This window comes from Rhizobium gallicum bv. gallicum R602sp (genome assembly GCF_000816845.1).
GTDB lineage: Bacteria > Pseudomonadota > Alphaproteobacteria > Rhizobiales > Rhizobiaceae > Rhizobium > Rhizobium gallicum.
In genome coordinates this window covers 2,929,715-2,947,150 of record NZ_CP006877.1, presented here as the reverse complement: position 1 = coordinate 2,947,150, position 17,436 = coordinate 2,929,715, and the positions used below count along the sequence as shown (strand labels likewise).

General features: G+C 59.3%; 16 protein-coding genes and 2 pseudogenes. 10 read left to right on the top strand and 8 right to left on the bottom strand.

Going from position 1 to position 17,436, the window contains the following annotated elements; translation table 11 throughout:
• Window positions 1-245 precede the first annotated feature (245 nt).
• The 3 genes from RGR602_RS14575 to RGR602_RS14565 all read left to right on the top strand — a co-directional run bounded on the left by RGR602_RS14575 (window position 246) and on the right by RGR602_RS14565 (window position 2,839).
• On the top strand, window positions 246-476 hold the full coding sequence (locus RGR602_RS14575; protein WP_223844020.1) for a cupin domain-containing protein: 231 nt from the start codon (window positions 246-248) through the stop codon (window positions 474-476).
• A gap of 118 nt (window positions 477-594) precedes the next feature.
• On the top strand, window positions 595-1,584 hold the full coding sequence (locus RGR602_RS14570) for a DUF2332 domain-containing protein (protein ID WP_039845699.1): 990 nt from the start codon (window positions 595-597) through the stop codon (window positions 1,582-1,584).
• 448 nt (window positions 1,585-2,032) lie between these two features.
• Window positions 2,033-2,839 carry a class I SAM-dependent methyltransferase gene (locus tag RGR602_RS14565; protein WP_039845698.1) on the top strand — a complete coding sequence of 269 codons (807 nt, stop codon included), beginning with the start codon at window positions 2,033-2,035 and terminating at the stop codon, window positions 2,837-2,839.
• 380 nt (window positions 2,840-3,219) lie between these two features.
• Here the strand turns inward: RGR602_RS14565 and RGR602_RS14560 are convergent, their stop codons facing one another.
• Complete coding sequence (locus RGR602_RS14560) at window positions 3,220-3,570, bottom strand: hypothetical protein (RefSeq protein WP_039845697.1); 351 nt, start codon at window positions 3,568-3,570, stop codon at window positions 3,220-3,222.
• Window positions 3,571-3,956: 386 nt separating this feature from the next.
• On the opposite strand from RGR602_RS14560, the gene RGR602_RS14555 reads away from it, so the two are divergent.
• A complete protein-coding gene (locus RGR602_RS14555; RefSeq protein ID WP_039845696.1) occupies window positions 3,957-4,583 on the top strand; it encodes a class I SAM-dependent methyltransferase in 627 nt (208 codons plus the stop codon).
• A 198-nt stretch (window positions 4,584-4,781) separates the two neighbouring features.
• Here the strand turns inward: RGR602_RS14555 and RGR602_RS14550 are convergent.
• Window positions 4,782-5,413 (bottom strand): annotated as a pseudogene (locus RGR602_RS14550) (tyrosine-type recombinase/integrase).
• Window positions 5,414-5,549: 136 nt separating this feature from the next.
• On the opposite strand from RGR602_RS14550, the gene RGR602_RS14545 reads away from it, so the two are divergent.
• Together RGR602_RS14545 and RGR602_RS14540 are read left to right on the top strand one after the other, a co-directional pair.
• Complete coding sequence (locus RGR602_RS14545; protein ID WP_039845695.1) at window positions 5,550-6,059, top strand: DEAD/DEAH box helicase family protein; 510 nt, start codon at window positions 5,550-5,552, stop codon at window positions 6,057-6,059.
• A 246-nt stretch (window positions 6,060-6,305) separates the two neighbouring features.
• On the top strand, window positions 6,306-6,647 hold the full coding sequence (locus RGR602_RS14540) for a hypothetical protein (protein WP_223843945.1): 342 nt from the start codon (window positions 6,306-6,308) through the stop codon (window positions 6,645-6,647).
• A 95-nt stretch (window positions 6,648-6,742) separates the two neighbouring features.
• Here RGR602_RS14540 and RGR602_RS37200 read toward each other — a convergent pair whose 3' ends face one another.
• Complete coding sequence (locus tag RGR602_RS37200; protein WP_166677442.1) at window positions 6,743-6,892, bottom strand: hypothetical protein; 150 nt, start codon at window positions 6,890-6,892, stop codon at window positions 6,743-6,745.
• A gap of 351 nt (window positions 6,893-7,243) precedes the next feature.
• Between RGR602_RS37200 and RGR602_RS14535 the strand changes: the two genes are divergently transcribed.
• Window positions 7,244-8,353: a sulfite oxidase gene (locus RGR602_RS14535; protein WP_039845694.1), complete on the top strand. Its 1,110-nt coding sequence runs from the start codon at window positions 7,244-7,246 to the stop codon at window positions 8,351-8,353.
• A 386-nt stretch (window positions 8,354-8,739) separates the two neighbouring features.
• Window positions 8,740-9,324, top strand: a complete 585-nt coding sequence (locus RGR602_RS14530) for a GNAT family N-acetyltransferase (RefSeq protein ID WP_170250752.1) — start codon at window positions 8,740-8,742, stop codon at window positions 9,322-9,324.
• Window positions 9,325-9,878: 554 nt separating this feature from the next.
• On the opposite strand, the gene RGR602_RS14525 is transcribed toward RGR602_RS14530, so the two are convergent.
• Genes RGR602_RS14525 through RGR602_RS14510 form a run of 4 tightly spaced genes read right to left on the bottom strand, consistent with a single transcriptional unit; the run spans window position 9,879 to window position 15,199 of the window.
• The gene (locus RGR602_RS14525; RefSeq protein WP_039845692.1) at window positions 9,879-10,949 is read right to left on the bottom strand and encodes an adenylate/guanylate cyclase domain-containing protein; all 1,071 of its coding nucleotides are present in this window, start codon (window positions 10,947-10,949) and stop codon (window positions 9,879-9,881) included.
• A gap of 3 nt (window positions 10,950-10,952) precedes the next feature.
• The gene (locus tag RGR602_RS14520) at window positions 10,953-11,444 is read right to left on the bottom strand and encodes a Rab family GTPase (RefSeq protein ID WP_223843944.1); all 492 of its coding nucleotides are present in this window, start codon (window positions 11,442-11,444) and stop codon (window positions 10,953-10,955) included.
• Between the two features lie 15 nt (window positions 11,445-11,459).
• Window positions 11,460-14,525, bottom strand: coding sequence for an OmpA family protein (locus RGR602_RS14515; RefSeq protein ID WP_039845690.1), 3,066 nt, complete (start codon window positions 14,523-14,525; stop codon window positions 11,460-11,462).
• 23 nt (window positions 14,526-14,548) lie between these two features.
• Window positions 14,549-15,199, bottom strand: a complete 651-nt coding sequence (locus RGR602_RS14510; protein WP_223843943.1) for a DUF3450 domain-containing protein — start codon at window positions 15,197-15,199, stop codon at window positions 14,549-14,551.
• A 143-nt stretch (window positions 15,200-15,342) separates the two neighbouring features.
• Here RGR602_RS14510 and RGR602_RS14505 point away from each other — a divergent pair, with 143 nt between their 5' ends.
• Both RGR602_RS14505 and RGR602_RS35650 read left to right on the top strand, forming a co-directional pair.
• Window positions 15,343-15,651 carry a hypothetical protein gene (locus RGR602_RS14505; protein ID WP_039845689.1) on the top strand — a complete coding sequence of 103 codons (309 nt, stop codon included), beginning with the start codon at window positions 15,343-15,345 and terminating at the stop codon, window positions 15,649-15,651.
• A gap of 345 nt (window positions 15,652-15,996) precedes the next feature.
• A pseudogene (locus RGR602_RS35650) lies at window positions 15,997-16,395 on the top strand (IS5 family transposase); the annotation flags it as partial.
• Window positions 16,396-16,574: 179 nt separating this feature from the next.
• Here RGR602_RS35650 and cysQ read toward each other — a convergent pair.
• Window positions 16,575-17,393 carry a 3'(2'),5'-bisphosphate nucleotidase CysQ gene (gene cysQ, locus RGR602_RS14495; protein ID WP_039845687.1) on the bottom strand — a complete coding sequence of 273 codons (819 nt, stop codon included), beginning with the start codon at window positions 17,391-17,393 and terminating at the stop codon, window positions 16,575-16,577.
• Window positions 17,394-17,436: the final 43 nt, after the last annotated feature.

The window sequence follows — 17,436 nt, the reverse complement described above, 5'->3', positions numbered from 1 at the left end:
CCGGTGGTTCATCGAGTTAATAGAGGCGGTCGCGATTACCCGTGTCGATGATCGTTTGCATCCTCAACCGTCTCCGCGAGTTTGCCGTGGGCGACCAACATCTCCGCAAACGAGGGAACGTTGCTGGTATCAGGCCACACTTCCGGCTGCCACAGCCCGAGCGGACCATGCATTTCGGGCAATGAGAAAGTACGTGCGAGATCTCGATGACGAGTATGTGCTCAGGGAGCTTGCGGTTGACAGCCATGGCCTCACGCTCCGTTCTGGAAGGCCAAGCCGAGCTGTGGTTGGATGATGAACGAGAAACAGTATCGACGGGACAATCAGTCATCGTGCCGGCCGGCATCTGGCATGGCTTTCGTAATACCGGAAGCGCGACATTGCACATGCAGGCCATACTGGCCGCGCCAACCTTCGAGGCCACTTTCGAGGGGCAGCCGGAAGTGACGAGGCATTGGGTCACTGCAAAAGCGTAACACCCGCCGTCTTGACGACCGGAATGGGTCGAACTTGTGTAAAAGCGCCGCGCCTCGCTCCAATCTGATCCTTGGATCGTGTACTGTGACGAGACGTCGGGATTGGAGATCAGCGGATATGGGCGAGGAGGGCTTGGCCGAAATCTCAGCCCGATATATTCGCTTCGCCGATACGGAGGCTCACGGTCGGTCGCCGCTATACGAGGAGTTGGCTCGTGCGGTTGCTGGGGACCGGGAAACACTCGGCTTCCTGTCGACCCTCCCGGACGTGAAGCGGCAACCAAACCTTCTGCTCGCCGCGGTGCGTCACCTGTTCGGTACGCCGACAGGATGGAACGAGTTTCGCCAGGCGCTTCAGGCTAATCCCGACGCTATCCGCTCACTAATGCTCGAGCGCTCGACGCAAACCAACGAGCCGGGAAGGTGCGCCACATTACTCCCCGTACTGGCGCGCTTGCCGCAGCCGCTGGCCCTCCTGGAGGTCGGGACTTCCGCAGGCCTCTGCCTCATGCCCGACCTCTACAGCTACGATTACGGGCGCAAGGCGATCCGCGCACCCGCGATGGCCGCGGAGCCGCCTGTCTTCCGATGTTCCGCCAGTGAGACAACGCCGATGCCTGCGGCCGCACCGCAAGTCGTCTGGCGGGCAGGGCTGGACCTGAGCCCGATCGATGCTTCGGACCCCTCGCAAGTCGCATGGCTTGAGACGCTGGTCTGGCCAGAGCAGACGGCGCGGCTCGCCAATCTGCGGGCGGCCGTAAAGATCGCTGCCACGGTCAAGCCCCGAGTGCTGAAGGGCGACCTGCGCGGGAGCGACTTAGTGCGGCTCTGCAGCGAAGCTCCAAAGGATGCTACCCTCGTCATCTTTCACACAGCCGTCCTCGACTATGTTTCCGACCCCGCAGACAGAGAGGCTTTTGCTGAGCAGGTGATGCGTCTCTCTCCGTATTGGGTATCGAACGAGTTCCCTCGCGTATTCCCGTGCATCGCCAGGTGCGCCGGAAAAAGCCGGCCGCCAGGCCACTTCCTCCTATCTGTGAACGGCTCCCCTGTCGCTTGGACCGACCCGCATGGCGCCTCGCTCGAATGGATCGCGGACGAGGCGTAGGCGGCTGGCAATGACAACCTCTCCAAACCGCTCGCCAGAGGTCAGCGATAGGTCCGACCCGATCCGTTGCGCGAAGGGCAGCTTTGAGGGAGCGCCATGAAGGTCGCCTTATGGGGCGTCCCGCTGGTTCGGGCACCTGAAGAACGGCCGAAATGAGCGCCGAAGGACTGGGTGGGGTGGGAGGCGGCCGTTGCCGCGAGGGCGAAGGTTCTGCCGCCTTGCGCGCATACCCGCCGTTCGACCTACGCGGATCGAACTGGTCAAACCGACCAAAGCGGGAAGTTCGGACCACCCCGGCGGAAAGGCCAGCGTGGCAGGGGTTGCCACTGCGTCATGTTTCTTGGGAAGCGCAAACAAGGTTCCGCTGGATTGCCCGGTGTGACGGCGATGCGCGCAGCCCGCATGACCGTGTTAAGGTCCATTCTTGATTGAGGGAGGATGGCAACTCATGGAAACTGCACAACTACGATATAATTGGACTGATTCCGACGCCTACGAGGCTTTCATGGGGCGCTGGAGCGAACATCTGGCAAGCCCGTTTCTCGCCCGTGTCAATGTCGCTCCGGGCGGTCGCGTACTCGATGTAGCCTGTGGGACAGGTGTGTTGACGAAAGCACTGGCCGAGGCGGGCGCGCATGTGATCGGTGTTGATGCATCGGAGGGATACCTGGAAGGAGCCCGCCTTCGTCGATCCCACCCCAATATCGCATATGAACACGGCGATGTCCGGCACCTGCGGTTCGACGATGACGTATTCGATGCGGCCGTTTCCTCGCTGGCCCTGGACGTTATCCCGGAAATTGAACAGGTAGTTGCCGAGATGAAGCGCGTAACCCGTCCGGGCGGCGTGGTCGCGTCCGCTGTTACTCAGTTCTTTGGTGGCATGCCCGCCTTCGACCTCGTCTATAATACCGGTGCTGTGCTTGATACCGACGTCGCCAGGATGAGATCCATGCGGGCGGGGCGCACGCACTTCTGGCCGAACGGTCAGGCGGCGTTGTGGCGGAAGATCGGCCTCGCCGAGGTGACGGAGGTTCCCGTTGTCGTAGATTGCGAGTATCAGTCCTTCGCGGACTATTGGGCTACGTTCACCGACGGCCCGGGCAGCGTCACAGGCATGTTGATGGCACTTTCGGATGACGCCCGCGGTTCGATCGAGCAGCATGTTCGTGCCGGGTATCTAGTTGGCTTGCCCGATGGACCCCGATCATTTCCCATGATGTTCCGTGTGGTGCGTGGCTTGGTCCCAGCCTGATCCTGGAGGCCATGCAATTGGGCCCGGTGGGCCAAACTGCGACGTCTATCGAAACTAGGTGGATGTCCGGTTCTGCATTCCGGTCGCTCGAGGCAGTCCGACTGCTCTCGTGCCAACGGCGGTCGCCGTCCCGCAAGAGGTCCGACTTGGGTCGACTCGAGCCGATGCGCAAAGGGCAGCTTTGAAGGAAGGCCCTGAAACTCGTGTTATGGCGCGAGCGCGACCTTCAGCATGGTCAGCCGCGATGTCTGCTTCCGGGCGGAGGCAAAATCCGCCTCTGCGGCCGACATGCGGCGTTAGCGGAGGTCGTCTTGCCCCGTCTCTGGGACGGGTGAAGCATTAGCTGAACGAGTCGTGACGTATGCGACTCAGGCGGAGGGCTAGGGCGCCGGGTCGGTGAGGAGGGGCATAATGTCCACGCCGTCCCCTGGAAAGATCGAGAAATGCGGGTGGTTCTCGAAGAGGCGGGCGGCGGCGTCTATGGTCTCGGCCTCAACGACGATGTAGCCGCAGAAGGAGTTCACGGCGCCGGCGATGCCGTCCTTGGTCACCCGCGTCGTCTTTCCGACCATGCCGCCGCGATCCGGGAACGATGCAGCGTTCCTCTCCTCCCAATCCGCCCACTGCTTTAATCCGACAGTGTCGACCGCGTTCTGTTCGGGTTTGGGCAGGCTGCGAAAGCGCGCGAGGTCTTCGGGCTTCATGCTGTAGACAGCGAGAAAGCGGGGCATGCGTCGCGCGCTTCGTGTTTGCAGAACGGCATACAAGCGTAAACTAGAGGGTGGCCGAAGTCACTCCGCATTCCCGCCCGCTAGTGTCCGCCCCCTATATGCGTCAGATCAGGAAGTCCACTTCTTGCGCAGAGTGGCTTCAAGGGCGGGAACAAACGATGGCCGCTTGCAGGATACGGACATGGTCAGCTCTATGACCGACATGTGAAGGGTTTCGGGTGCCGCCAGGCAGCATTGGCTCGGTCGGTGGTGTCTCTGACCGCATTTCTGCTAAAGCTGGGAAGCAAATCGCCCGCAATGTCACCAACTGCCGAAGTGTGAAGGGCGCAACGGGCTGATGGGCCTCTCGCTCATCAGGCCTCTTGTCTTGAAGGAGGAGCGCTAGGATGAGCACCGACCTGGATACCGTGCGGTCCTATGATACGGTCGCGGCGGAGTACGCTGCCGAGGCCGCGGCGATGCCCGAATGGGTCGCGACAGAGATCGATGCGTTCGTGACCGAGCTGGGCGGCTCGGGCAGGGTGCTGGAGATCGGAAGCGGTGGCGGGCGAGATGCACTTGAGCTTGAGAAGCGGGGAATTAGCGTCCGGCGCACCGACATTTCAAAGGGTTTCGTCGAACTGCTTCGCGAAAGTGGCTTCGAGGCCGACCTGTTGGACCCGCTGACCGAAGACTTGGCCGACCCGCAGCGTCCCGGCACGCCGTACGACGGGATCTGGGCCTGTGCCTGCCTGATTCATGTCGCGCGCGAGGATTTCGGCACGGTGCTTGGGCGGCTTGCCGAGGCGACCCGGACCGGTGGCCGATTGCACGCCTCGGTTAGAGAGGGCGAAGGCGAGGATGTGTCCACACACGGCAGTGCTGCAGCGCCCCGGCGCTACGTCGAGACGTACTGGCGCGAGTCTGCCCTGCGGTCCGCACTCACAGGCGCCGGCTGGATCGTCAGCGAGGTACGTCGGTGCGTCGGAAAGCCCCATGATCGGTGGCTGAGCGTTCGGGCGAGTCGGGCGTGACGCACACAGAACTTGCGGGAATGGCCGGTTGTGGCGCGACTATGAACTCTAGGTGGTCACCGCAATGCCGGCTTCCGGGCGAAGGCAAAGATTCCCTCTGTGGCCGACATGGGGGCGCATAGCCGCTCGATCGCAATATTCTGAATGGAGACATTTGCGCCGAGACGACCTGCCCCGCTGGATGCGGGGCCGCACTAGTCAAATCTCGGTATGCTCCGCTAATTCCAGCGCACCTCAATGTCCACCCCCAGATACCTGACCGTGTTTTCGATCTTGGTTTGGCCCAACAGGATTTGGATCGCGCGGAGATTGCCTGTCGCCTTGTAGATCATCGCGGCTTTGGTACGCCGAAGCGAGTGCGTGCCGTAGTATTCGCGTCGCAGCCCTATTGCGGTCACCCATTCATCCTCCAATTTGGCATATTGGCGGGTGCTCAGATGATCGGCATGGTCGACCCGACTGGGAAAGGCATAGTCGTCGACTGTTCCACCACGGAGTTCGAGCCATGAGAGCAGACACGCCCTGACGTCAGTCGTGATCTCGAACTGAATCGGACGGCTGGTCTTTTGTTGAACGATCATCGCCCGGTTTCGGATTTCCGTCCCGGGAACAAGACTTCCGATCTTTAATTTCGCGAGATCGCAGCCGCGAAGCTTGCTGTCGATCGCGAGAAAAAACAACGCGCGATCTCTCATGCGTCCTTCCCTGTCAAGGAAGAAGCGGATCGCCCAAATCTGGCGCTGCTTCAGCGGCTTTTTGACGCCGACCTTCCGGCCGGCGTTCCATGCGGGACGGTCCGGTGCAGTTGGATCGTATTGTGCAATGCCCATTTGAGTTATTCTTCGGCCAAAGGTTGGCCGCTTGGAAAACGTGTGTGAGCAGGGAGAGGGGCCGTCATTTCGTTGGCGAAGCGTTCCCAGGTATTGTGTCTTCTCACCAGATCGAAGGCCATGATAAGCAGCGCTTATGGGAATCAAAAACTATCTGATCGAAGGCGGTTCCGGCACTGGGAAAACGTCTGTCGCTACCGAACTGGAGCGGCGGGGCTACCATGTCGTCCATGGTGACCGGGTCTTGGCCTATGTCGGCGACCCCGAGACGGGCCAGGCACTCCCAGGACCACCCGAAGGCGCGGACCGCATTGTTTGGGGATACGCCCACTGGATCTGGCGTGTCGACAAGGTCCGCGCTATTGCTGCCGACACCACCCATCCTGCCACCTTCTTCTGTGGCGGCTCGCGCAATTTCCACAAATTCCTGGACCTTTTCGACAAGGTTTTCGTGCTCGATATAGACGTTGAGACCTTGAACCGACGATTGGATGGGCGGCCAAATGAGCCGGGCTTCGAGCCGGCCGAGCGGACGCTGGTGCTCCGCTACCATCATACCCGGGAATATCTTCCCATCGGCATCAATATCGACACGACGGGTACCGTCCCAAGTGTCGTCGACGATATCCTCGCTCAACTCACCTGACGCCCTGAAAGTATTGAGAATGGGATGGAAAGCACTCGATTATTGCGGGAACGCTAGCCGCCTGAACGGCTCACAGGCGGCATTATCGCTTTCGTAGTCGACCGGCAGCTCTCAGAATGTCGGGCGAAATGAGAAACTGACCCCCGCATTGCCTCAAGCAAAATGTTACCGATAGTGTTTGTGTACCGAAGGGATGGACAGGTCGTGCCGTGCCGGTTCGGGGGATGAATGGTCGGGCGGATCAGCATGGCGACGCGATCGGAACTGATCGAGGCAATTACTGAGCGATACAAAGTGGCTCGTCGAGAGGATAAATGCCGTATATTGGATGAGTTTGTAGCGGTGACGGGCTATCATCGAAAGCATGCAATCCGCGCGCTGAACCGTCGTGAGAAGAAGTCACTTGCGAGCAAGAGGCACAGCGCTCTTTATGGCGAAGATGTCCGCGAGGCGCTGATCGTGCTGTGGGAGGCGTCCGAGCGACTGTGCTCCAAACGACTGCGACCGATGATCCCCGTCTTGTTGCCTGCCCTTGAGCGGCATGGCCGATTGCAGCTCGATGGTAAACTCTGCTCGAAGCTGCTGTAAGCGCAGCAACGATCGATCGGCTCTTGACGGAAGTACGTATCGTCGCGCGCGGCGGTCAGCGCCGGCGGGCAGCAATGAGTTCAGCGGTTCGCCGATCAGTTCCGGTGCGCACCTTCGGGGATTGGAACGATCCGCCACCAGGGTTCGTCGAGGTCGATTTTGTGCAGCGCCGCCAGCATGAACTGTGCGCTGGCAGCCATCGCCGCGTCGCCATGCGCCTGCATGTGCCGGCCGAGCTCGGCCATTCACAAGCGGCCGATAGCAGGGCGACTAAATCACCACGGCTCGCGGTGTCGAGTTCTCCGGCGATCAGCAAGATACCGAACAATGTGACCGCTGCAGCAAGGACGACAATCGATGCCGGCCTTTCACCGAGCAGCAGTGGCGTCATCACGGTCGCCGGAGGGCGCAAGCGATCAAGTCCGCCGTCGGCCCCTTTTCTGCCGTTCGAGGTCGATCCGAGGAACGTGCGGTATGTGCTAGAATGCGGCCCGAAGACAGAATGCGACAGACGCACTGCGAGGGCGGTGTGATCGTACCGGAATTCGCGCGACCGAGAGCCGACGTTGTGCTCTTGAAAAGGGGAGACGAGGACGATGCCGACACCACAGCAACCCAGTCTAATAGTTCGACAGAAATCCCCACAGAACATCGAGTTTCCGTTTGCGTCGCTCTCCGATTGGCTGATCCCAACCGAGCTGTTCTTCGTGCGAAACCATTTCCCGTCGCCGGACCTCGATGCGCGAGACTGGAGATTGCGCGTTGGCGGGGCGGTGGAGCGGCCGATCGAACTTGGCCTCGACAGCATCAAGGCGATGCGGAGCACGACTTTCACCGCCGTCGTCGAGTGCGCAGGGAACGGCCGCATCTACTATGTGCCACCGAAGGAGGGGTTGCAGTGGCAGAACGGAGCCGTCGGCAATGCTGCGTGGACAGGTGTTCTTCTGCGCGAGATTTTGGAAATGGCGGGCGTTAAGCGAACCGCACGTGAGGTTCTGCTCGTAGGCGCAGACAGCGGCGTCGTCGACACGAACAGGAAAACGGCTTCTCCCGGCCCCATCGCTTTTGCGCGCAGTTTACCGCTTGAGAAGGCCATCGCTGACAGCACGATCCTTGCCTATTCGATGAACGAGGAGCCGTTGACGCGCGATCACGGCTACCCGCTACGCGCGGTCGTGGGTGGCTGGTTCGGCATGGCTTGGGTCAAGTGGATCACGCATATCACGGTTGTGGAACAACCGTTCCTTGGCTACTGGCAGGCGCGCGACTATTTCCGTTGGGAGCGCAGCCTCGGGGAACCCAGGCTGGTACCCCTCGCGGAGATGGAGGTCAAAGCGCAGATCGCGCGTCCCGTGCAGGGGGCGCGTCTCATCGCCGGGCAACCGTATCGGATTTTCGGAGCCGCCTGGAGCGGAGAGGCTGCTATCCGGCAGGTGCAGGTCTGCACCGGAGATGGCAGGGGCTGGCGCGAGGGAAGGCTCCTCGAAACAGAACGTCCCTTTGCATGGCGCTTGTGGGAGTACATGTGGACCCCTGAAGAAGTGGGGCGATATATACTGCGATGTCGCGCGATCGATGGGGCGGGATGCGTGCAGCCCGACCTCCAGCGTTCCGACTGCGAGAGCTACGCGGCCAATTGGATCGTTCCGGTGGAGGTTACGGTCGTTCCCGAGCCACAGACGTACGAGGAGGAATTCGTGATCTAATCACTCGCATGGGGCGGAATGGCGGCTTTTGGCGCAACTGCGACCCGCGTTGTCACCGCGTCATGTGCGCTTTGCAGCAACAGCGCCGGGTGGCTCGATGGCGCATAGCGGTTCGGTGAATTCGTTCAACGGGAGCCATTTGCGCCGATAAGCGGGATAAAAATCTGTGAGAAGCGGTTGTTCCGTATCGACCTTGAACAGACATTCGCATGACTTCTCACGGCTCCCGAAAGCAGATCAAACACATCACTGGTCGGCTACGGCCAGCGAATCCGGAACCGCTGAGCCAGCAGCAACCGGTATCGCTCCCACGCCATCCGAGTTACGATGCGTAGCTGAAAACGGGCGCGGGCGCCTCGTCGGACCATCTACGTCAGGAGGGCAGTGTGAAATCACCAACAGCGAGAGTTATGGCCGCGGCCGAGGAAGATCTGGCGGTGGAAACGGTCGTGCTGGCGTTTGCAGCGGATCCGATGGCGCGATGGACCTGGCCGCATGGACACCAGTACCTTGCGGCCATGCCGCGAATGATCCGGGCCTTCGGGAGCAGCGCATTCTCTAACGGAAGCGCCTTTTGCACCGACGGCTACGCTGGGACGGCGCTGTGGCTATCGCCCGGAGTACATTCCGACGAGGAAGAGCTTGGTGCGGTGATCGAGAGCACGGTTGCGCGCTCTATTGCCCCCGAAACCACGGCCATATTCGAGGAGATGGCCGCATATCACCCGACCGAACCACATTGGTACCTGCCCCTGATCGGCGTCGACCCGGCGCATCAAGGCGAAGGTCACGGCGACGCCTTGATGGTGTACGCACTCGCACGGTGCGACCGCGATCACGCGCCAGCCTATTTGGAATCCTCGAACCCGCGCAACCTTCCGTTTTACCGACGCTATGGCTTCGAACCGCTCGGCGCGATCCAGGTCGGTTCGTCGCCGACGCTCGTCCCAATGCTGCGGCGGCCGCGTTGAGCTTCGTGCGATCAGATAGTTTGTGATGTAGCGGCGCCGAGCGCGCGGCACAGCCGCGAAACGGGTTCGTGCTTGAAGGCGCAAAGCGGGCATTGGCGACACGCGGACATAGTCCGCTGCGGGTCATGGCGGAGAATTGATCCGGAGCAAGCGAGCTCCCGCTTAGCGTCGATTCCGGCCGCCTGATTTTTGCACCGTCCCACAATAGGCTTTCGCGACCACCGCAACCATTGCGGTTGCTGCGGCGTATTTCTGACCCAGCCCATGGGGCTATCCGCTTGCTCGAGTTCTGAGCCTGAGCGCATTGAGGTATACCCAATTGCGCTACCTTTGTCCGGGATTGGGCCGAGAGCAGTAGGTCCGCTTGTGGCGCAGGGAAGAACGATAGCGGACTTAAATCTCCAGGATCCGATGTCCTGAGTTGACCCGGGACAGACCTTTGGCGGTCGCTCGGTGGTCGACTGCTTCGCGCACCTCTGCGGACATTCGAAACCATGATGTTTGATTAGCTTGAGATGCAATGCGTTCCAGGGTCGGCACTGCCAAGCGGCAAATCAAGCCAGGAGCCGCCACATTCGCACACGACCTGTACCACGCAATTCCGTTTCCTCGAGTGGGTCGCAAGCAAATTTTGGTCCAAGCAGTTGGCGAGTTGCATCCGAAATACGGATCTCATCGGGCTCCGCGGACGTTTGAATGCGCGAGGCGAGATTAACGGTCTCGCCCCACAGGTCATAAGCGAACCGCCTTTTGCCTATGACGCCAGCGACGATTGGTCCCGAGTGAATTCCAATTCTGAGTCTCAGCGGTTCTCCTGCGAAGCGTTCGCGCTTAACCGCCTTCCGCAGTTCAAGTGCATAGTGCGCGAGGGCTCCTGCATGATCGGATCGCGCGGTGGGCAGGCCAGCGACCACCATCACACAATCGCCGATTGTCTTGATCTTTTCGCAGCCGTATCGTTCCGAGAGCCGATCCGCCGCCTTGAAGAAGTAATTTAAGATAGCGAGCGTCGTCACGGCTCCGACGCTACGCGTTCTTTCCGTAAAACCGACGATGTCGGCAAAAAGCACACTCACCTCTGTGTGGTTGTCTGCAATTTTTTTGTGCGCTTTTAACCGCTCCGCGATCGACGCCGGAAGAATGTTGAGGAGTAGGGATTCGGCGCGCTGGTATTCACGCGACAATCCCTCCTGGCTCTTCCTCAACGCCTCGTTCATCGATTGTAATTTCTCGTTGAGTTGACGCTCCCTCTCTTGCAGGAGCGTCATTTCATAAGCCTTCTGTTGGAGCCGCTGCTTGTTGTCGCGTTCGGCAGTGGCGTCAAGAAAGAGCAGCCACACGCAGGCATTGCCGGCAAAAAGATGAAGGTCCGCGACACGCCCGCTGGGCAGTTCGACCATGGCCATATGATATGGAAGCTCCGGGCAAGGCAGCAAACCTTCCATAAATTCAAGCTGATCGGCAACAGGCTTGCCAATGCGAAGCGATGAGAGCCCGTAATGTTTAACGTTACCGCCCTTCGCAGCTATGCAAAGCTGGTCGTCAATTTTCAGATATGCGACAGAGTGCTCATTGTAGAAGAAATCGTAAATCCAGCTTCCGACTTCTCTTGGCAATCTATGCATGGTCTATTTGGTAACCATCGAAGCAAGCTGACGAAACGCATCATCAACATGTTCACCCGAAAGCGCACTTGTTAGAAAGATTTGCCATCCAAGTTGCCTGAGTTCGTTAATCTCACTATCCGATATTGCCCACCGATCGGCCAGGTCGGATTTGTTGAACAGCAATACAAACGGCATAGCGCCGAATTCGGCCTCGGCCCGCTCGCGCAGAGTGAGCGCCACGGCAAGAGTAGCGGCGCGGGTTCCATCGACGACAAGCACGAGCCCGGTCGCACCCCGCACATTGCTGACGCGGAATGAGCCGATATCGTCTTCGCCGGCCAAATCCCACAAAATCAGATCCACGGTTTTGTCCGGGAGTGCGACAGTCTTCTTGTCGATTTTCACTCCCACCGTGGTCAGGTAGGTATCTGAAAAGATGCTTTGCACAAACCTGCGGACCAGACTCGTCTTTCCGACAGCGAACCCACCCAACATGCAGATCTTTTTTTGCAATATCCTGGCTCCGCACTACTCTAGGTTTACCGTAATCGAAACCCGGCGATTGGTGGAGCTCCCAGTTCGACTGTTTTCAGGCACCACCGGCTCAAAGGTGCCAGCGCCCCGAACCAGCAGCAGTTCCGGAGCGACGCCGCGCTTGTTGAGAAGCGCACGAACTGTCTCGGCGCGGGCGGCGCTGATCGACACGTTGGGCGTCTCACGGCCCGTGGCGTCCGCATGGCCGGTCAACATGAACCGCGCTGTTACGCCTGACTTGCGGGCATTTTGGGCGAATTCCTTTATTTGATCCGCCAACCTGTCGATGACCGGCATCTGCTCTGGTCCCGGCACAGCTTTGCCGGAATAGAAGAAAATATCGGTCGCCTGGATGGCCTCTCTCAAATAATTAAATTCTGCAAGGTTCAGCTCACGCAGCTGCGAGACATCCAGAACCACTCCGTCCGCCGAAAGTTGTTCTGCGGCGGCCCGCGCCCGGTTGATCCAGTTGGCAGGGGCCTCACCCTCGGCAACAATGCGACCCTGGACGATCGAAAGCAGAACAGATTTGGGCGGAGCCAGCGACGCCGTCAGCCGCTTCAACACGAACTCCGGCTCAAGGCTCTGATAGAATTGCCATTGCGAATGAACGCGGGCGGGATCGACATGCGTTCCAGACAACAGCGACTGCGGGTCGGCGCCAAGCGGGTCTCTCAGGCCGGAAATGTAGAATTGGCCATCGCGCACCTTTTGTTCGGCAACGATGATGCCCGGCTGGGCCTCAAGTCGCGACACATAATACTGCCAGTGCTCCGCCGCGCGTGCTTCGGGGCTCACATCACGAACCTTGGAGATGTCGAATTCCGGTCCGCCTGCCGAAAGCTGTCGGGCCGCTGCGCGCGCCCGATCTATCCAGGTGTCGGGAGCCTCACCCTCGGCAACGATGCGATCCTTGACGGTCGAAAGTCGTACTGTATCCGGCGGAGCCAGCGACGCCGTCAGCCGCTTCAACACGAACTCCGGCTCAAGGCTCTGATAGAATTGCCATTGCGAATGAACGCGGGCGGGATCGACATGCGTTCCAGACAACAGCGACTGCGGGTCGGCGCCAAGCGGGTCTCTCAGGCCGGAAATGTAGAATTGGCCATCGCGCACCTTTTGTTCGGCAACGATGATGCCCGGCTGGGCCTCAAGTCGCGACACATAATACTGCCAGTGCTCCGCCGCGCGTGCTTCGGGGCTCACATCACGAACCTTGGAGATGTCGAATTCCGGTCCGCCTGCCGAAAGCTGTCGGGCCGCTGCGCGCGCCCGATCTATCCAGGTGTCGGGAGCCTCACCCTCGGCAACGATGCGATCCTTGACGATCGAAAGTCGTACTGTATCCGGCGGAGCCAGCGACGCCGTTAGCCGCTTCAACACGAACTCCGGCTCAAGGCTCTGATAGAATTGCCATTGCGAATGAACGCGGGCGGGATCGACATGCGTTCCAGACAACAGCGACTGCGGGTCGGCGCCAAGCGGGTCTCTCAGGCCGGAAATGTAGAATTGGCCGCCCCTGGCCGTTTGTTGGGCGACGATGATGCCCGGTTGGGCCTCAAGTCGCGACACATAATACTGCCAGTGCTCCGCCGCGCGTGCTTCGGGGCTCACATCACGAACCTTGGAGATGTCGAATTCCGGTCCGCCTGCCGAAAGCTGTCGGGCCGCTGCGCGCGCCCGATCTATCCAGGTGTCGGGAGCCTCACCCTCGGCAACGATGCGATCCTTGACGATCGAAAGTCGTACTGTATCCGGCGGAGCCAGCGACGCCGTCAGCCGCTTCAACACGAACTCCGGCTCAAGGCTCTGATAGAATTGCCATTGCGAATGAACGCGGGCGGGATCGACATGCGTTCCAGACAACAGCGACTGCGGGTCGGCGCCAAGCGGGTCTCTCAGGCCGGTAATATAGAATTGGCCATCGCGCACCTTTTGTTCGGCAACGATGATGCCCGGCTGGGTCCCCAGTCGCGACACATAGGCCTGCCAGCGCTGCCCGGATTGCCAGGAAAGAAAGAACCAACCGCCTGCCGGAATCAAAACCAGCAGGACTGCAGCCACCACCAGCCACGGAAATCCCTGGTTTGAGTCCTCCTGCTTCAGTTCAACGCAGGTCTGCAACTGCGTCTCTATGCCGGCTAACTGAGAACCGTCGCCGTCAAACTGCTCTAAAGCCTGTGAGTATTCATCATGGATGCGAAGCAACACATCGCGAACTATTTCATGTAATTCCTCTGGCGGATTTCCCCGGATCACCGCAACCAAGGTCGCAAACGGTCCAACTTCTGACCAGAGACGAAGCTCCCCAAAGCGGATAGTGTCCAGGCCGCTCTGTTCTTTCTCGTTAAATGAGTCTTTAACAAAGTCTTGAATTGCACTGAGCATCGAAGAAATGAGTTGAGGATCCTCGCTCGTTGCATTATCGGCAGTTACATGCGCGATCAAAAGCCCGGAATTTCGGTTAATGAGAAAGACATGTTCTACACGATAGACAAGAGAATGCTTCAGAACAACTTCCGAGAAGCTGGCACCAGTTCTCCAAGATTCAAATCTCCACTTGAGCCCATGCCAGGTAAATATATGTCTTAAAGTTTCATTCAGCGACTGAAAGGTCTGGTCGATCTTTTCCCCGATCGACTTGCGAATTGCCGGCAGAAACACCGGGTATAATATATCCGTCAGCGTGCCCGGGCTCTTCTGGATCGACCGTTGCACAGCCCTCTCGACGGCTGGCGCAAGGGCCTCGCCGAGCTGCGCACGAGGCGCCCGTGCGGCTGCACTGGGAAGAATGCCGCCCACTGCTTCCGCAAGCTGCTCCGGTTCGCCCAGCAGATGGGTAACTCGTGAAAGCTCCGAAATTTCGCGGCCGACCAGCAACTGGCGCAGCGTTTCCATGCGACGATCGGCGGTTGGAATTCCGTCGAAACTCGCATGATGGTCCGGATCAATGTTCCGGGCAATTTCGACCAAAAGAATAGCCAGAGCCGCGCGATCGATTTCGGTATCGTTCGAGGCGGCTCTTTGAGGAAGCCTGATTGGGTCGACGGTCGACGTCAAGTTCCGATCAACTCACTTTCCAGCTACGTTCCGAGTTTGCTCTTGCTACCGCCGGAATCCTGATTTATGCATTTTGCAACCTCGACAAACAGGCCAGCCAAAAGATTTCTGTCGGTCTTGACGTTGCTGAGATCGGAAAACATTTTCTCCATTAGCATCTGAATGCTTTCATTCTTTTGCTTGATTTCCTCACGCAGCAAATGATCGCTTCGATTTATCCGGTCCGCAACGTCGCGCTCAAGCTCGCTCAATTGATCCGACAACGCGCGCACCTGCTTTTCAAGTGCCTGATTTTGCTCGCGAAGATTCCGGTCAATCTCCTTGTCGGCCTCGGCTCGTGCATCTTTTTCGCTCCGCAATTGCGCCGCGAGCGATTCGACCTGCTTCTTTGCATTTGACTCGTACGTTTCAAGATTGCGCTTGGCCTCGGATTCGACATCCTTGAAGCGCTGCAAGAACCGGTCTTCAAGCTTGGAAAAACGGCGGTCATAGTCCTGCATCTGGTTGCCGAACAGCAGATCGCGTATCTTGTCGACACCTACGGCGTCACCGGAGATCCCGCCCTCGCGGGCCTGGGCCGCCATGAAGTTCAGCCCGTTTCCCTCTGCATTACCTATCAGATTTTCGTCCGCCTTATTCGCAGAAGAAGCGGTACTCGAAGATTCCTTTGCCATCCTTATGCCCCTCCATTTGAACACCTGCCACAGTGCAACCCCAAACATTAACAATGTCAGCAAAATAGCCGGCCCACAAGCCGGAATCTTCTTGACTCAAACCGAATCGTGACGCAGCCGAGCGCTACGTCACTGACGTAGCAATGGAAGTTTGGAGCGATGCCATCTTAAAAGCGGGCGGCCGCGACTGGTCGGGATCAAAGGCGGCAAGCGCGCGCGGTCGTCGAGCGGTGACGGTCCGCAATCTCTGCGCTCACGGCATCCAGGTGTTCAACCGCAAGGCGATCACCCGAGTAACGACGGCGGCAGGGCGCAATATCGCGCTCAAGGAGGGCGATCCGATCAAGCTCGATAAGAAGCGCTTCACCAATTACACGGCAACACTGCGGGCGTTTGCGCGCGCAATCGCGGATGGCGTGACGAACCTTCCAGACGTCAAGAAGGGGTCGTAGCGCCCCTGGAGCGGCCTCAGGATTCCAAGTCGATAGACGGGCTGTTGCGTTGCCATTTGGGCCATACTTACCTTGAAGTCGAGGCGATTGAACTCGCCGAACTGGCCCGGCAGCGGCTAGGCGACGAAAGTCATGTCGGCGAGCATGGCGGAGCCGAAAGGTGCGGGCGCAACTCGTGCGGCTACAATGTCCGAACGCCCGCTTACGGGATCGAATAAGTCTGTGTCCAACGGCGCCATGCAGGCGCGAAGCCGACTCTAGATTTCGCTGAATGATTGGCCGCTTTGTGGCCGTTTACCGACTGACCGCTTTCACATCGCGCCGGATTCTGATTCAGGGCTCACCATGAGCCGATATGACCTGACAGGCTTTGAATGGCGCGTGATCGAGCCGCTGCTACCAAACAAGCCATGAGGTGTTCCGCGTGTCGATGATCGACGCGTGCTGAACGGCATCTTTTGGGTGCTGCGATCTGGTGCGCCTTGGCGCGACCTGCCCGAGCGCTATGGTCCGCGCACCACCTGTTACAACCGCATCGTGCGATGGCGCAAGGCAGGCATGTGGGGCCGGGTGATGGAGAGTATCACGGCTGCGCAAGACTGTGAGATCCAGATGATCGACAGCACTTCCGTTGGCGCCCACCAGCAGGCTGCGACGGCAAAAAAGGTCCCAGATCATTGTCTCGGTCGATCGCGCGGCGGGCTCACGACGAAGATACACGTTGTAGTTGACACGCGGCGTCGCCACCCGATACGACCAGCTCGCCGTCAACTTCTCGCTATGGTTCAGCTCGCCTCCATGCGGCTTTGGCTCCGCGCTTATGAGTCTACGGCCCGCTAGATAGCCCTCCATCCAACGGGGTTGCGGGCGGGAGGGCTGCCTTCGCCGTCACGGTCAGCTGCACGCCATTCTTTTTTTGATTTTTAAGGGGTTTCGCCCGAGGCCATTTGCATCCGCACAGCCATTTCCTTGCCACCCCAGGAGATGAAGTCGGGATTGGCGAAGTCGAAATCCGCCTTGTCGCCGGTTTTGCCGTAGGTCAGCGGTAATCCGTCCATGGTAACGGTCGTGCCGCCCGCAGCGCGCAGGATCGCGTCGCCCGCCGCCGTGTCCCATTCCATCGTCCGGCCGAAGCGCGGATAGACGTCGGCCTTTCCCTCGGCAAGCAGGCAGAATTTCAGCGAAGAGCCGATATTGGTGCATTCGGAGATCGCCTGCTCGATGAGAAAGCTGTCGGTCGCGGGATTTTTGTGGCTGCGGCTGGCAAGAGCGAGGCGCTTGGCAGGTGGTGGGCGGACCGTGATTGCAATGCGTTCAGTCACTTTAAAATCGCTGCCGACGAGGAGTTTTTCCGCGTGTCCTGCCTTGCCTGCAAAAGCAATACCGAGTGCCGGTGCATATACGATGCCCGCATGCGGCACGCCATGCTCCACATAGGCAATGTTGACCGTGAATTCCCGCCGCCTGTCGACAAATTCGCGCGTGCCGTCGAGTGGGTCGACAAGGAAGAAAGCCTTACCCTCGATATCCGGCACGTGGCCGGCCGCCACCGATTCTTCGGCAATCACCGGAATATCTGGATAGCTGCGTGCAAGATGGGCAAGGATGATCCGCTCCGCTTCTTCATCCGCGCGGGTCACGGGACTTGAATCAGCTTTCGTCGCGACAGCGCACCCTTCGTCGAAGATCGCGATGATCGTTCTACCCGCCTCAAGCGCCGCCTTTTCGAATATCGCTAACATATTCCCCTCAACGGATGTCAGCATCCGGAAGCAGTATAAAGAC

Coding starts and splice junctions, on each gene's coding strand:
- RGR602_RS14575 (WP_223844020.1), top strand. CDS start 246: ATGGCCTCACGCTCCGTTCTGGAAGGCCAAGCCGAGCTGTGGTTGGAT.
- RGR602_RS14570 (WP_039845699.1), top strand. CDS start 595: ATGGGCGAGGAGGGCTTGGCCGAAATCTCAGCCCGATATATTCGCTTC.
- RGR602_RS14565 (WP_039845698.1), top strand. CDS start 2,033: ATGGAAACTGCACAACTACGATATAATTGGACTGATTCCGACGCCTAC.
- RGR602_RS14560 (WP_039845697.1), bottom strand. CDS start 3,570: ATGCCCCGCTTTCTCGCTGTCTACAGCATGAAGCCCGAAGACCTCGCG.
- RGR602_RS14555 (WP_039845696.1), top strand. CDS start 3,957: ATGAGCACCGACCTGGATACCGTGCGGTCCTATGATACGGTCGCGGCG.
- RGR602_RS14545 (WP_039845695.1), top strand. CDS start 5,550: ATGGGAATCAAAAACTATCTGATCGAAGGCGGTTCCGGCACTGGGAAA.
- RGR602_RS14540 (WP_223843945.1), top strand. CDS start 6,306: ATGGCGACGCGATCGGAACTGATCGAGGCAATTACTGAGCGATACAAA.
- RGR602_RS37200 (WP_166677442.1), bottom strand. CDS start 6,892: ATGGCCGAGCTCGGCCGGCACATGCAGGCGCATGGCGACGCGGCGATG.
- RGR602_RS14535 (WP_039845694.1), top strand. CDS start 7,244: ATGCCGACACCACAGCAACCCAGTCTAATAGTTCGACAGAAATCCCCA.
- RGR602_RS14525 (WP_039845692.1), bottom strand. CDS start 10,949: ATGCATAGATTGCCAAGAGAAGTCGGAAGCTGGATTTACGATTTCTTC.
- RGR602_RS14510 (WP_223843943.1), bottom strand. CDS start 15,199: ATGGCAAAGGAATCTTCGAGTACCGCTTCTTCTGCGAATAAGGCGGAC.
- RGR602_RS14505 (WP_039845689.1), top strand. CDS start 15,343: ATGGAAGTTTGGAGCGATGCCATCTTAAAAGCGGGCGGCCGCGACTGG.
- cysQ (WP_039845687.1), bottom strand. CDS start 17,393: ATGTTAGCGATATTCGAAAAGGCGGCGCTTGAGGCGGGTAGAACGATC.